Origin of the sequence: Clostridium sp. UBA4395 (assembly GCF_002390995.1) — a bacterium.
In the GTDB taxonomy this organism is placed as follows: Bacteria; Bacillota; Clostridia; order Clostridiales; family Clostridiaceae; genus Clostridium_J; species Clostridium_J sulfidigenes.
In genome coordinates this window covers 89744-105449 of the sequence record NZ_DGRF01000048.1, presented here as the reverse complement: position 1 = coordinate 105449, position 15706 = coordinate 89744, and the positions used below count along the sequence as shown (strand labels likewise).

General features: G+C 32.3%; 14 protein-coding genes. All 14 read left to right on the top strand.

Going from position 1 to position 15706, the window contains the following annotated elements; genetic code table 11:
* The first annotated feature begins 15 nt into the window (after positions 1–15).
* On the top strand, positions 16–1170 hold the full coding sequence (locus B2694_RS08090) for a 1-deoxy-D-xylulose-5-phosphate reductoisomerase (RefSeq protein ID WP_346885293.1): 1155 nt from the start codon (positions 16–18) through the stop codon (positions 1168–1170).
* Positions 1171–1234: 64 nt separating this feature from the next.
* Complete coding sequence (gene rseP, locus B2694_RS08085; protein ID WP_346885302.1) at positions 1235–2236, top strand: RIP metalloprotease RseP; 1002 nt, start codon at positions 1235–1237, stop codon at positions 2234–2236.
* Positions 2237–2245: 9 nt separating this feature from the next.
* On the top strand, positions 2246–3295 hold the full coding sequence (gene ispG, locus B2694_RS08080; protein ID WP_346885292.1) for a flavodoxin-dependent (E)-4-hydroxy-3-methylbut-2-enyl-diphosphate synthase: 1050 nt from the start codon (positions 2246–2248) through the stop codon (positions 3293–3295).
* A gap of 15 nt (positions 3296–3310) precedes the next feature.
* Positions 3311–7642: a PolC-type DNA polymerase III gene (locus B2694_RS08075; RefSeq protein ID WP_346885291.1), complete on the top strand. Its 4332-nt coding sequence runs from the start codon at positions 3311–3313 to the stop codon at positions 7640–7642.
* 121 nt (positions 7643–7763) lie between these two features.
* Positions 7764–7895, top strand: coding sequence for a hypothetical protein (locus tag B2694_RS08070; RefSeq protein ID WP_346848367.1), 132 nt, complete (start codon positions 7764–7766; stop codon positions 7893–7895).
* Positions 7896–8166: 271 nt separating this feature from the next.
* Positions 8167–8628 carry a ribosome maturation factor RimP gene (gene rimP / locus B2694_RS08065; protein ID WP_346885290.1) on the top strand — a complete coding sequence of 154 codons (462 nt, stop codon included), beginning with the start codon at positions 8167–8169 and terminating at the stop codon, positions 8626–8628.
* A gap of 16 nt (positions 8629–8644) precedes the next feature.
* On the top strand, positions 8645–9730 hold the full coding sequence (gene nusA / locus B2694_RS08060) for a transcription termination factor NusA (protein ID WP_035132801.1): 1086 nt from the start codon (positions 8645–8647) through the stop codon (positions 9728–9730).
* A gap of 16 nt (positions 9731–9746) precedes the next feature.
* A complete protein-coding gene (gene rnpM / locus B2694_RS08055; RefSeq protein WP_035132803.1) occupies positions 9747–10016 on the top strand; it encodes an RNase P modulator RnpM in 270 nt (89 codons plus the stop codon).
* A complete protein-coding gene (locus tag B2694_RS08050; protein ID WP_346885289.1) occupies positions 10006–10320 on the top strand; it encodes a ribosomal L7Ae/L30e/S12e/Gadd45 family protein in 315 nt (104 codons plus the stop codon). The genes rnpM and B2694_RS08050 overlap by 11 nt, the downstream gene beginning before the upstream one ends.
* 17 nt (positions 10321–10337) lie before the next feature.
* Entirely contained in the window at positions 10338–12422 is a 2085-nt protein-coding gene (gene infB / locus B2694_RS08045) for a translation initiation factor IF-2 (protein WP_346885288.1), read from the top strand.
* 18 nt (positions 12423–12440) lie between these two features.
* The gene (gene rbfA, locus B2694_RS08040; protein ID WP_035132809.1) at positions 12441–12803 is read left to right on the top strand and encodes a 30S ribosome-binding factor RbfA; all 363 of its coding nucleotides are present in this window, start codon (positions 12441–12443) and stop codon (positions 12801–12803) included.
* The gene (locus tag B2694_RS08035; RefSeq protein WP_346885287.1) at positions 12793–13767 is read left to right on the top strand and encodes a bifunctional oligoribonuclease/PAP phosphatase NrnA; all 975 of its coding nucleotides are present in this window, start codon (positions 12793–12795) and stop codon (positions 13765–13767) included. Before rbfA ends, B2694_RS08035 begins: the two co-directional genes overlap by 11 nt.
* Positions 13754–14641: a tRNA pseudouridine(55) synthase TruB gene (gene truB / locus B2694_RS08030; protein WP_346885286.1), complete on the top strand. Its 888-nt coding sequence runs from the start codon at positions 13754–13756 to the stop codon at positions 14639–14641. Before B2694_RS08035 ends, truB begins: the two co-directional genes overlap by 14 nt.
* Positions 14642–14652: 11 nt before the next feature.
* On the top strand, positions 14653–15618 hold the full coding sequence (locus B2694_RS08025) for a bifunctional riboflavin kinase/FAD synthetase (protein ID WP_346885285.1): 966 nt from the start codon (positions 14653–14655) through the stop codon (positions 15616–15618).
* The last annotated feature ends 88 nt before the right edge of the window (positions 15619–15706 follow it).

Sequence of the window (15706 nt, the reverse complement as noted above, 5' to 3'; positions counted from 1 at the left end):
AAAGGAGCGTTAATAGTGAAAAACATAAGCATACTTGGAGTTACTGGTTCCATTGGAACACAGGCGTTAGATATAATAAGAAATAAAGAAAATAAAGTAAACCTAATAGGGGTTACAGCTCATAGAAACTTTAATGGATTAGTGGATATTATAGAAGAGTTTAGTCCAAAATATATAGGTATAACAGATGAGAAATGTTATGAAGCTATAAAGGAGTATTGTGAAAGAGAAAATAAACAAGTAAACCTATTTGGTGGAGAAGAAGCGCTAGAAAAAGTTGCTACTTTAAAAGAAATAGATACGGTTTTGACTTCTGTAGTAGGAATTGCAGGATTGAAACCAACTATTAAGGCTATTGAAGCTAAGAAAAATATAGCATTAGCTAATAAAGAAACCTTAGTAGTTGCTGGAGATATAGTTATGGCAAAGGCAAAGGAAAATGGTGTTAAAATTCTTCCAGTGGATTCAGAGCATGGAGCTATATTTCAATGTATTCAGGGTAATGAAAAAAAAGATATAAATAAGATAATACTTACCGCTTCAGGTGGGCCATTTAGAGGCAAAACTAGAGATGATTTGAAGGAAATTACCCCTAAAGAGGCTTTAAAACATCCTAAATGGAACATGGGAAGAAAGATTTCTATAGATTCATCAACCTTGGTAAACAAGGGATTAGAAGTTATAGAAGCACACTTTTTATTTGGAGTTTCTTATGATGACATTGAAGTTATAGTTCATCCACAAAGTATTGTACATTCCATGGTAGAGTATAAAGATGGTTCAATTATTGCTCAATTAGGAAGCACAGATATGAGGTTACCTATCCAATATGCCCTAAGCTATCCTGATAGAAGGACAGCTATAGCAGATAAGTTAGATTTTAAAACCGTTTCAAGTCTAACCTTTGAACAGCCCGATATAAACACTTTTAGATGCTTAGAATTAGCATTTAAAGCAGGAAAACTTGGTGGTAATATGCCAGCAATTTATAATGGAGCTAATGAAATTGCAGTAGAATTATTCCTGGATGCAAGGATTAAGTATCTACAGATTGAAGAAATAATAGAAGATGCCATGAATAAGTTTCCGCATGTGAAAAATCCAGATTTACAACAAGTTTTAGACATAGATAAGCAGGTTAGGGAATATGTTTTAAAGAGATATGTATAAGTGAATAGAGTGGAAGGGGAGAAAAATATTGCAAAGTATTATAGGTAATATACCGTATTTTTTAATGGCTTTACTTGCATTTAGTGTATTAATTATAGGTCATGAGTTTGGACATTTTATAATGGCTAGAGTTAATGGTGTAAAGGTCCTCGAATTTTCCTTAGGTATGGGACCAAAGTTATTTTCTATTAAGGGGAAGGAGACAGAGTATCTTATTAAAGCACTTCCAATTGGTGGTTATGTAAAAATGTATGGAGAAGAAGATGATGTAACTGTAGTGGATGACGGGGCTTTTTCTAATAAGACTTCCTTTCAGAAGTTAACTATTGTAGCAGCAGGTCCTATAATGAATTTTATAATAGCTATACTATTCTTTAGTTTAGTAGGAGGTATTCAAGGACATTCTACTAACGTTGTAGATAAAGTAATAGAAAATTCACCAGCCATGGAAGTGGGAATAAAAGCTGGAGATAAGATTACAGAAGTCAATGGTAAGAGGGTTACTACCTGGGAAGAATTTCTTACTGAGATTTTTACAGGAGAAGGAAAGCCTGTTAATATGGAAATAGAGAGAGCTGGACAAAAAATAAAATTTGATTTAGTACCATCCTATAATGAAGGAGAAGAAAGATTTCAAGTTGGGATATATTCTAAGGTTGTAAAGCCTAACTTTATTGAATCTATAAAATATGGACTTAATCAAACGGGAAGCACCATAAGACAGACCTTTGGTTTTTTTGGTCAACTGTTTAAAGGAAATGTTTCTGCTGATGATGTAGGAGGTCCTATAAGCATTATGAAAATTTCAGGAAGAGCTGCTCAGCAAGGAATTCTTACATTATTAAATATTATGGCTTTATTCAGTGTTCAACTAGCAATATTTAATGTAATTCCCTTCCCTGCCTTAGACGGTGGATGGATATTTCTATTACTATTCCAGATCATAACTGGTAAGGAAGTAAATAAAGAAAAGGTTGCAACAATTAATTACTATGGATTTTTAGCATTGATGTCTCTTATGGTTTTGGTATTGCTAAAAGATATTATAAATCCTATTCAGTTTTAGGAGGAAATTATGAAGAGAAAAGAAACAAGAAAAGTTAAAGTTGGAGATATATACATTGGAGGAGATTCTACAATTACAGTACAATCCATGACTAATACAGATACAAGAGATGTACCCTCCACAGTAGAGCAAATTTTAAGACTTGAAGAAAGTGGTTGTGATATAGTAAGATGTGCAGTTCCCGGTATGGAGGCTGCAGAAGCTATAAAGGAAATTGTAAAACAAATTCACATTCCTTTAGTTGCAGATATACACTTTGATTATAGATTAGCATTAAAGTCTATAGAAAATGGAGTTTCTAAACTTAGAATTAATCCAGGAAATATTGGTGACATAAGTAGAGTTGAGATGGTGGCGAAAGCTGCAAAAGAAAGAAATATACCAATAAGGATTGGGGTTAACTCTGGATCTCTAGAAAAAGAAGTTTTAAATAAATACGGTAGAGTGTGTAGTGAGGCTTTAGCAGAAAGTGCTCTTAATCATGTGAAAATTCTAGAAGCAGTAAATTTTGAAGATATAATCATATCTATAAAATCTTCTGACGTAGTTCAAATGATAGAGGCTTATAATATAGTTTCTAGTAAGGTTAATTATCCGTTGCATATTGGAGTTACAGAGGCAGGTACCACATGGAGAGGCACTGTTAAATCCAGCGTAGGTGTAGGAGCGCTTTTAGCACAGGGCATAGGAGATACCTTAAGAATTTCCCTTACAGGAGATGTAGTTGAAGAAGTTAAGGTGGGAAGAGAAATATTAAAATCCATTGGCATGTTAGAGGATGGAATAAAATTTGTATCTTGCCCAACCTGCGGAAGAACTCAAATAGATCTTATTAGCATAGCAGAAGAAGCAGAAAAAAAATTAAGCCACATAAATAAAAATATAAAGGTAGCTATTATGGGATGCGTAGTTAATGGACCAGGAGAAGCTAGAGAAGCAGATGTAGGAATAGCTGGTGGTAATGGAGAAGGTCTCATCTTTAGAAAAGGTGAGATTGTAAGAAAAGTAAAAGAAGAAGATTTACTGGATGAATTGATTAAGGAGATTGAAAGTTTATAGATAGGAGGAATCTAAATGACATTGTCAGAACTACTAGGATATGATAGTAGATTGCCTATTTATGAAGATATCATCATAAATAAAGTTCAATATCTAAAACAAAGCGAGATGGTTAAGGTAGTATTAAAACACAAGAGTTCCTTAGATGATCCTATGAAGGAGAATATATGTAATCTTATTAAGGATAAACTTAGTGATTTAGGTACTATAGATATCTTGTGGTATAGAGATGTAGAACATGTTGCTTTAGAAGATGTGGTGGGGGAGTATTGGATAGATGTGATTAACTCTCTTGCCTCATCTTTTCCTTCTGCTAAGACTAGTTTACTAAAAGCAGTTAAAAAGCTAGAAAATGACAGAATTAATATAGGTATATCCAATGAATTTATATCTAAGATGCTTTGTCATAAGAATATAGATAGGTTAATACAAAGCGAAATTTATAATATGTTCAACATTAAAGTAGAAGTAAAAATATACTATGATGAATCGGCTATTGAAGAAGATTATATTCTAGAAAAGCAAATTGAAGAAAAGAGAATAGTAAGTGATATTATAGCAAATAGTCCTAAGATTTCTAGTAGATCTAGTGATAAAGCTAAAGAAAAGGCTAAAGAAACTAAGGGAGATAAAAAAGCTAGTCCTTGGAAGGAGAATTATAGAAAGAGCAAAGAGCCTTTAGATGACAATGTGGTATATGGTAATAGAAATATAAATGAAGAAACCACAGAAATGTGTGAATTAAATATGGGCTCTGGGAGAGTAGCTGTGGCTGGAGATGTATTTAAGGTAAATATATTTGAAGCTAAAAGTGGAAAAATATATCCTTCTTTATATATTACTGATTACACTAGCTCTATAACTATAAAAATATATCCAAGAAGTAATGAAGAAGTAGAAAAGCTGCTAGAAGAGTTAAAACCAGGGGTATGTTGCAAGGTTTATGGGGAAGTAGAAATTGATAGATTTTCTAAAGATTTAGTGATTAATGCAAAGTCTATTGTAAAGTTGAAACCTAGTGAAAGAATGGATGGTTGTGAAGTTAAGAGGATAGAGCTTCATGCTCATACTACCATGAGCTCCATGGATGCAGTGGTTACACCTTCAAATCTTATTGCTAAAGCTGCTAAATGGGGACATAAGGCAATTGCTATAACAGATCATGGAGTAGCTCAAGCCTTTCCAGAGGCCATGGATGCAGGGAAGAAACATAATATAAAAATTATATATGGAATAGAGGGATATTTAGTTAATGATGGAGTAGGTATAGCTACCGGATGTAGAGGAATAGATTTTAATAGTTCCTTTGTAGTATTTGATATTGAAACTACAGGATTTTCAAGTCACCAAGATCGTATTATAGAAATAGGAGCTGTTAAAATAGAGAATGGACATGTTATTGATAGCTTTAATGAACTTATAAATCCAGAGATGAGCATTCCATATAAAATAACAGAGCTTACAGGTATAAGTAATGATATGGTGAGGGGTTGCAAAACCATAGAAGATGTTCTTCCTAGGTTTTTAGACTTTGTAGGGAGTTCTGTAGTAGTAGCTCACAATGCGGAGTTTGATACGGGATTTATTAAGTCTAAGTGCAGAAATCTTGGGTTGCAATTTAAAAATGGAATTATAGATACATTACCTTTAGCTAGATTTTTATTTCCACAACTTAAAAAGCATAAGCTTAATGTAATATGTGAACACTTAAAGATATCCTTAGAAAACCATCATAGAGCTGTGGATGATGCTAAGGCTACTGGAGATATTCTTTTAAAATCCTTTGATATGTTAATAGAGAAGGGTTTTAATAATTTAGATGGAGTTAATAAGGAATATTTAAAATCCTTTGATGTAAAAAAAGCTCCTACATACCATGTAATAATTTTAGCCAAAAACCAGATTGGATTAAAAAATCTATATAAGCTAATATCCTTTTCTAACTTAGACTATTATCAAAGACGACCAAGGCTTCCTAAGAGTCTAATAGAAGAATATAGAGAGGGACTTATTATTGGTTCTGCATGTGAGGCTGGAGAGATATTTAAGGGAGTTCTAGCAGGAAGATCCCTAGAAGACATGGAACATATAGTGGAGTTTTATGATTATTTAGAAGTACAACCCATTGGGAATAATGAGTTTTTAATAAAGAAGAACATGGTTAAGGATGAAGAAGGACTTAGGGATCTCAATAGAAGGGTATGTGAACTTGGAGATTTCTATAATAAAAAAGTAGTTGCCACAGGGGATGTACACTTTTTAGAACCACGAGATGAAGTCTTTAGAAGAATTTTAATGGCTGGAAAAGGGTTTGATGATGCTGATAATCAACCTCCACTATATTTCAAAACCACTACAGAAATGTTAAGAGAGTTTTCGTATTTAGGTGAAGAAAAGGCCATGGAAATTGTGGTGGAAAACCCTGAGTATATACAAAGCTTAGTTGGAGAGGTTAAACCAATTCCAGATGAAACCTATGCTCCTAAAATAGAGGGTGCAGAGGATGACATTAGAAACATGACTTTAAATAAAGTAAAATCTATATATGGAGATAATCTTCCAGAAGTTATTCAGAAAAGACTTGATAAGGAATTAAACTCTATTATAAATAACGGATATGCGGTGCTTTATCTTATAGCACAAAAATTAGTGGCAAAGTCTATCAGTGATGGATATCTAGTTGGATCTAGGGGATCTGTTGGATCTTCCTTTGTAGCTACCATGTCAGATATAACAGAGGTTAATGGGCTTCCACCTCATTATGTATGTCCTAATTGTAAAAATAGTGAATTCATTTTAGATGGATCCATAGGTTCGGGAGTTGACTTACCAGATAAAAACTGCGAAAAATGTGGAACTCCTTATATAAAAGATGGTCATGATATTCCTTTTGAAACTTTCTTAGGCTTTGAGGGAGATAAGGAACCAGATATAGACTTAAATTTCTCAGGGGATAACCAAGGTGATATTCATAGATATACAGAAGTTCTTTTTGGAAAAGGTCATACCTTTAAAGCAGGAACCATAGGGACTATTGCAGATAAGACTGCCTATGGATATGTTAGAAAGTATTTAGATGAAAGAGATATAAATACTACTAATGCAGAAATAGAAAGATTAACTATTGGATGTACTGGGGTAAAGAGAACTTCAGGGCAACACCCAGGAGGAATTATGGTTGTACCTAGTGACAATGAAATATTTAATTTTTGTCCAATACAACATCCTGCAGATGATCCAAAATCAGATATAATAACAACTCACTTTGATTATCACTCTATTAGTGGTAGGCTTTTAAAACTTGATATACTAGGCCATGACGATCCTACTATGCTTAGGATGCTTCAAGATTTAACTGGAATAAATCCTCAAAGTGTACCTTTATCTGACCCAAAGGTTTTGAGTCTTTTCACAGGGACAGAAGCTCTTGGAATAACTCCTGAAGAACTGGGTTGTGAAGTTGGATGTTATGGTGTTCCAGAGTTTGGAACTAAATTTGTTAGACAGATGCTATTAGATACAAAACCACAAACATTTTCTGACTTAGTTAGAATTTCTGGTCTTTCTCATGGTACTGACGTATGGCTTAATAATGCTCAATATTATATAAAAGAAGGATATACTACTCTTAAAGATTGTATATCTACCAGAGATGATATTATGGTTTATCTTATATATAAAGGCCTTCCGCCCAAGACTGCGTTTACCATCATGGAGAAGGTTAGGAAAGGAAAGGGGGTATCAGAAGAGTTTGAAGCCATAATGAGAGAACATAATGTTCCAGATTGGTATATAGAGTCCTGTAAAAAAATTAAATACATGTTTCCTAAAGGTCATGCTGTTGCCTATGTAATGATGGCTATGAGAATAGCTTATTTTAAGGTTCATCACCCAAAGGCTTATTATGCAACTTATTTTACTGTTAGAGCAGACGATTTTGATGGTGATTTAGTTATAAAGGGTGAAGAAGCAATGAAAGATACTATGGATGAATTAAATGCTTTGGGGAACAATATAGGTACGAAAGAAAAAGGTCTTCTTACCACCTTAGAACTTTGTTATGAAATGTACAAAAGAGGTATAAAATTTCTACCGGTAGATGTATATAAATCAGAGGCAGTAAAATTTACAATAGAAGGAGATAATATAAGAATTCCTTTAAGTGGACTTACTGGAGTAGGGGAAAATGCAGCAAAGGCTATAGCAGAAGCTAGAAATCATGGAGAATTTATATCTAAGGAAGATCTTCGTATAAGAAGTAAAGCTACAAAGACTGTAGTAGAAGCTTTGGCAAATCACGGAGCCATAGGGGATTTACCAGAAACAAATCAATTAAGTCTTTTTTAACAACTGTTTATTTAAATAATTTAAGTTAGGTGCCATTTCATTAACAGATTTCTTAGCTTCTTTGAAGCTTAGAAATCGTTATCCAGGGACGTAGCAGCTCTTTACTCCAATTTTAAATAAAATGGGAGTATTAGAGATGGTAGTCATCGGCATAAATACCTCAAAGGAGCTAAAATCATTGCATATTGAAAATAGCTATGATATAATTGTACTTAATGAGCTAGTTATTATGATAATCTTTGAGGGAGAGTAGGATTTATGCCTACTCTCTATTTATTAAAACGCAACCCCAAGTTGCGTTTTAATTATAAAGTGAACCTTAGTTTGAACTGAGGTTTTACATCTCACTAAAGCTAGTTGAACTCATACCTTAAAGGGTACTGTGGTAATGTAAATATTATCCCATGACTATTTGACCAAATACTTTCAACTTCATAAAAAGATGGAAGTTGTGTAGCAATAAAAAATATTAAGTTTATTACTAAAGATTTAAAGTAAATATAATAAAAAGGAGGAAATGTATTATGAACAGTAGCGGTGTTGTGGAAAAACTCCATAGTAAAATTACTAATATAGTAGAAAAACTCGGATTTGAACTTTATCACTTAGAATATGTACGTGAAGGCGGACAAAATATTTTAAGAGTTTTTATAGATAATGAAAAAGGCGTTGCTTTGGATAACTGTGTAGAAGTAAGTAAGGCTGTTGGAGAAATGCTAGATAAAGAAGATCCTATAACAGAAGAATATAATTTAGAAGTATCATCTCCAGGTATATTTAGAACCTTATATACAAAAGAACATTTTAATAAGTATATAAATCATGATGTAGCTGTAAAACTTTCAGCATTATTTGAAGGAAAGAAAAAATATGAAGGGATATTGAAGGGGTTAGATAGCGAAAACTTAATGTTAGAAATCAATGACAATGAAGTTGCAATACCAATGTCAAAGGTTTCTTTAGTTGCGTTAAACCCAACTTTATAAGGAGGATATAAATATAATGAGCACCGGATTTAAGGAAGAATTTATAGATGCTGTAAAACAACTAGTTGTTGAAAAAGGAATTAGTGAGGAAATGCTTTTTACTACCATAGAGGATGCTTTAGTAGCAGCATATAAGAAAAATTTTGCAAAGTCTCATGCCAAGGAACAAAACGTAAGAGTATGGGTTAATAGAGATACAGGAGAAACTCATGTATACTCATTAAAAGAAGTTGTAGAAGAAGTATATGATGATGTAATAGAAATATCCTTAGAGGATGCTAGAGAAATCAGTGCCAAATATAACTTAGAAGATATTGCGGAAATTGAAGTTACTCCAAGAGATTTTGGAAGAGTTGCGGCTCAAGCTGCGAAGCAAGTTGTTATTCAAAGAATTAAGGAAGCTGAAAGAACTCTTATATATAATGAATTTATAACTAAGGAATTTGACATAATAACAGGTATAGTTCTAAGAAAAGATAGAGGAAATGTATTTATAGATCTAGGTAAACTAGAAGCTGTATTAGGCCCAAATGAGCAAATGCCAGGAGAATCTTATATATTTAATGAGAAATTAAAGCTATATATAGTAGAAGTAAAGAAAAGTTCTAAGGGACCACAAATTGTAGTTTCAAGAACACACCCAGGCCTTGTAAAAAGATTATTTGAGTTAGAAGTTCCGGAAATATACAGTGGAATTGTAGAAATAAAAAGTATAGCTAGAGAAGCAGGTTCAAGAACTAAAATAGCTGTATGGTCTAACGATGAAGAAGTAGATCCTATGGGAGCTTGTGTTGGACCTAAAGGAATTAGAGTTCAAAACATAGTAAATGAACTCAGAAATGAAAAAATTGATATAATAAAGTGGAGTAAGTTACCAGAAGAGTATATTGCTCATGCACTAAGTCCAGCTAAAGTTCTATCAGTTGATGTAGATGAGGATGGAAAGAGTGCTAAGGTTGTAGTAGATGATAATCAATTATCATTAGCCATAGGTAAGGAAGGTCAAAATGTTAGATTAGCAGCAAGACTTACTGGATGGAAAATAGATATTAAGAGTAAGAGTCAAGCTGAAAGCTTACAAAACGAAGAAAGTAACCTTTAAAGGTAGGTGATATTTTATGAAGGTAAAAAAGATACCTCAAAGAATGTGCACAGGATGCATGGAAATGAAACCTAAGAAGGAACTTATAAGAGTTGTTAAAAATAAGGAAAATGAGATATCTATAGATTTACATGGTAAAAAACCTGGTCGTGGAGCCTATATCTGCAGAAATATTCAATGTTTAGAAAAAGCCGTAAAGACTAAAAGACTAGAAAGAAATCTAGAAACTAAGATAAATGATGAAATATATGATAAACTAAAGGAAGAGATAGTTAATGCAGAATAAATTTTTAAGTTTTCTAGGAATTGCAAAAAAATCTAGAAACTTAGTAGAAGGATATAATGGATGCGAAGAAGAGATAAAAAGAAATAAAATCCGTCTATGTATTTTATCCTTAGAGTGTTCAGAAAACACTAAGAAAAAATTTGAAAAATACTGTGATGACAGAAGAGTGCCTGTAATAGGAAATATACCTAAAAATGAATTGGGTATGGCCATAGGTAGAGAAGAAATCAATGTGTTAGCAGTAAGAGATGAAAAAATTTGTGAAAATTTAATAAAGTTATGGAAAGAGAATTACGGAATGTAAATTCGGGGGTGAAAGTTTTGTCGAAAATAAGAATATATGAGTTAGCTAAAGAATTAGAAGTTACAAACAAGGAACTTATAAGTGTATTAATGGAAGAGTTCGGTGTAGAAGCTAAGAATCACATGAGTGTCATCGATGAAGAGGATGCTGATCTTATAAAAGAGCTATATGAAGAACAGAAAAAAGAAGCAGCTGAAAAGAAAGAAATCATTGAAGAATATGAATCAAAAATCAATGAAGATATAAGTAAGCAGCAAAGAAAAAATAGCAAAATGAGAAAAGGTGGAAATAAGAGAAACGAAGAAAAAGTTGATGAAACTCCAGATGAAGTAATCGAAATGGAACAAACTATCGTTGTAAAAGACTTAGCTGATAAGCTAAAAAAACCAGTGGTAGAAGTTATAAGAGCTTTAATATTCCAAGGAGTTATGGCAAGTGTAAACCAAGAGATTGACTTTAATACAGCCGAAAAGCTTGTAGATAGCTTTGGATCTATTGCAGTATTAAAAGAGCAAAATGTTGGTGACATTGCTAAAGAACAAGAGGATGAGATTGATGAGATAGAAGACGAAGCATCAGAAGCAAAAGAAACTAAAAGACCACCAATAGTTACAGTAATGGGTCACGTTGACCACGGTAAGACATCATTACTAGATGCAATAAAGAAATCTAAAGTTACAGCAACAGAAGCTGGTGGAATTACTCAACACATAGGTGCTTATACTGTGGATGTAAATGGTGAGAGAATTACCTTCCTTGATACTCCAGGTCACGAAGCTTTTACTTCTATGAGAGCTAGAGGAGCTCAAGTTACAGATATAGTTATATTAGTAGTAGCAGCAGATGATGGAATTATGCCACAAACTGTTGAAGCTATAAATCACTGTAAAGCTGCAGAAGTACCTATGATTATAGCTATAAATAAAATGGATAAAGAAAGTGCAAATCCAGATAGGGTTAAGCAAGAGTTAACAGAATATGGATTAGTATCTGAAGATTGGGGTGGAGATACTATATGTGTACCAGTATCTGCTCACACTAAGGAAGGCTTAGATAATCTTCTTGAAATGATTACAATAAATGCTGAAATGTTAGAATTAAAAGCTGATGCTAACAGAAGAGCTAAAGGAACAGTTATAGAAGCTAAATTAGATAAAGGTAGAGGACCTGTAGCTAGTATACTAGTTCAAAATGGAACTTTAAAATCAGGAGATTCTATAATAGTTGGAACTACTTATGGTAGAATCAGAGCAATGATTGATGATAAAGGTAAAACTACAAAAGCAGCTGGCCCTTCTATGCCAGTAGAAATATTAGGACTTTCAGAAGTTCCAGCAGCAGGAGATAGATTTACTGTTGTTAGAGATGAAAAGACAGCTAGAATAATGGCAGAGTCAAGAAAAGAAAAGATTAGACAAGAACATTTCCAAACCTCTAATAGAGTGTCTATGGAAAATCTATATAACCAAATTCAAGAAGGTAAGGTTAAAGAATTAAGCGTAATAGTTAAGGCTGATGTTCAAGGTTCAGCAGAAGCGGTTAAACAATCCATAGAAAAACTTTCTACAGATAACGTAAAAGTTAGAGTTATCCACGGAGCAGTTGGAGCTATAACTGAAACAGACGTATCTCTAGCTTATGCTTCTAATGCTATTATTATTGGTTTCAACGTAAGACCAGACAATAATGCTATTACAGTTGCAGAAAGAGATAATGTAGAAATTAAAACTTATAGAATTATCTATGATGCTTTGGATGATATTAAATCAGCAATGATTGGTATGCTTGAACCTGAATACAAAGAAGTTATTACTGGACGTTGTGAAGCAAGACAGGTATATAAAATTTCTAACGTTGGGACTATAGCAGGATGTTATGTTCTTAATGGAAAGATAACAAGAAACTGTAAAGTTAGAGTACTAAGAGATGGTATAGTAATTACAGAATCTACTCTTGCATCTTTAAAGAGATTTAAAGATGACGTTAAAGAGGCAGCAGCTGGATACGAATGTGGACTTAGCATTGAGAAATTCAATGATATAAAAGAAGGAGACATTATAGAAGGCTATATCATGGAAGAAATTAAACCAAAACAATTGTAATAGGAAGGAGTGATCTCCATGGCTAACTATAGAGGCGGCAGAATCAATGAAGAGATAAAAAAAGATGTTAGCAACACTATTCAAAACAAAATAAAGGATCCTAGACTTACAGCAATGGTAAGTGTAACAGATGTAGAAGTAACAAGAGACTTAAGCTATGCTAAAGTATTTGTTAGTATATTTGGTACAGAGGATCAAAAGACAGATGCTCTTAAAATTCTTAAAAGCTCAACAGGTTTTATAAGAAAAGAGATAGGAAAAAATGTTAAGTTAAGACATGTTCCAGAAGTTATCATAGAGTTAGATACAACTTTAGATAAAGCTAATCATTTAGAGTCTTTATTTAGAAAGATAAAGGAGAATGATTCTAATGATAACTAGGAATATAGCAGATATCATAGAGAAAAGTAATTCCATAGGAATTACTTTTCATCAATCACCAGATGGTGATTCTCTAGGAAGTGCCACAGCCCTACTTCAAGGGCTGAGGGCACTTAATAAAGAAGCATATATACTTTCAAAGGAGAAAATTCCAGATACTTTTGAGTATTTGCCTTGTAGTGAGGAAATCACAGGATTACTTCAACAGGTAAAGGATGGTACAGATTTAGTAATTGTACTAGATTGTGGAGATTTCAAGAGAATAAATGCCAATTTAGATGCGGAGAATAGGCAATATAAGCTTATAAATATAGATCACCATCTAAGTAATGAAAAGTATGGTGATTTTAATTATGTGGATATAAATTCTTCAGCAGTTGGAGAAATAATTTATGACCTATTAAATCAGTTAAAAGTAGATATTACAAAGAATATAGGTAAATCAATTTATACTTCTATTTTAACAGATACAAGTTCCTTTAAGCATTCTAATACTACAAGCAGAACTCATGAGATAGCTGGGGAAATTATTAAAACTGGAGTTAACTTTAATAAAATTCAAAGACAAGTCTTTGAAAATAAAGAATTTAATAAAGTTAAGTTCTTTGGGAAAGTCATCGATACTTTGACATTACACCTTGATAATAAAGTTGTATTTATGGAGATTAATGATGCTATGCTTAATGAAGTAGGCTTAGAATCCATGGATTCTTCCGAGGTTATTCACTTTGGAACTATGATAAGTGGAGTAGAAGTAGTAGCTTTATTTAAAGAAAGTAAGGGTGGAATAAAAGTAAGCTTAAGGTCTAAAGAAATAGTTGACGTTAGTAAAGTAGCAGAAAATTTTAATGGTGGAGGTCATAAAAGAGCTTCTGGTCTTTTTTGTGAGGGTTCCATCATTGAAGTAAAGGATAAAATATACAAAATATTAGAAGAAGAGTTGATATCTTATGATAGAAAATAATAAACCCTTTGGAGTTTTAAATATAAATAAACCTCTTGGCATTAGTTCCTTTGACGTAGTGAGAAAAATAAAAAAGCTAGCTAAAGAGAAAAAGGTGGGACATGGTGGTACCTTAGATCCCGAAGCTTGTGGTGTGCTTCCAGTATGTATAGGAAGAGCAACAAAGGCCATAGACTTTATCATGGAAGGCGAGAAAGAATATATAGCAAAGGTTAAATTGGGAGTTATAACAGATACTTACGATAGAGAAGGAAAAGTACTTCGTGAGAGTAAGGTAGATTCTACAGAAGAAGAAATTACTAAGGTTATAAATAAATTTGTAGGAACTATTGCTCAAGTTCCACCTATGTATTCTGCTCTTAAACAAAATGGGAAAAAACTTTATGAGTTAGCTAGAGAAGGAAAAGAAGTCTATAGAGAGCCAAGAACAGTTACTATCCATAGTATTGATATATTATCCATAGATAGCCCTATAATCCACATAAAAGTTAGATGTTCTAAAGGAACCTACATAAGAAGTTTATGCTATGATATAGGAGAAGAACTTGGTTGTGGAGCTATGATGTGGGAGTTAGAGAGAACAGCTACTGGTCCTTTTACTATAGATAGGAGTGTGGAACTAAAAGATTTAACAGAGGATAATATAAATGATTATATTATTTCCTTAGATGAAGTATTTAGTAAGTTTCCTAAACTTGTAGTTAATGAAAAGTTTGAAAGGTTAATATTAAATGGTGTAACCATAAATGATAGAACTCTTTTAAATAGAATTGAAAAGTTTTGCAAATATGCAGTATACAACAATTCAAATAAGCTTATAGGAATTGGAGCAGAAAGCGATTCAGGATTTAAATTAATAAAACTTTTTCTTTAGGGGATATATTTATGAAAATTATACAAGATAATTTTAATGAAGTCATTGAAACTCCTAGTATAATTGTTCTGGGAAGTTTTGATGGTATACATAGTGGTCATAGAGAATTAATTAATAGTGCTAAGGAATTAGCAGAGAAGATTAAATTAACTAAAAAGATAGAAGATGTAAAGGTCATGGTATGTACCTTTAAAAATCATCCTTTGTCTGTTGTTAATAAAGAGATTTGTCCAAAACTAATAATGAGCAATGAAGAGAAAGCTATTTTATTTGAAAAACTTCAAGTGAATATATTAAATTTTATGGAATTTAATAAGGAATTCATGTCAATTTCACCAGAACAATTTATTAATAGTATAAAGAAGCATTATAATGCTAAAGGTATAGTAGTTGGCTTTAATTATCGTTTTGGATATAAAAATTTAGGTGATGTAGGAATTCTTAAAAAATATAGTGAAATATTAGACTATGAACTTTTTGTAGTAGAGCCCATAACTTCAGATGGAGAAGTGGTAAGTAGCTCTGCCATTAGACATAATCTTCAAGAAGGAAATATAGAAAGAGCTAATAAGTTTCTTGGTAGACCATTTATGTTAAGTGGAAATATAATTAAGGGTAAGCAGATAGGTAGAACCATGGGATTCCCTACTGTAAACTTAAATTATGATAAAAAATTCGTAGTACCCAAGGGTGGAGTTTATGGAACTATTGTAGAGTATAAAAATTGCTTTTATAAAGCCATAACTAATATTGGATACAATCCTACCCTAGAAGGTATTAAATTAAGTATTGAAACTAATATTTTAAATTTTGATAAAAATATATATGGAGAAGAAATTAAACTATATTTTATAGAGAAAATAAGAGAAGAAAAAAGATTCGGATCCATTGATGAACTGAAGAATCAACTATCAAAGGATAAAAATTATGTAAATGGCAAGGATTATTCTATATATATAGATAAAATTCATAAATAACTAATTTTTACAAATTTTTAATTAGTTTTTCTATTTACAAAATAAATTTAGTTTGATATAATTTCATATGAACCTTATGCTATGTATT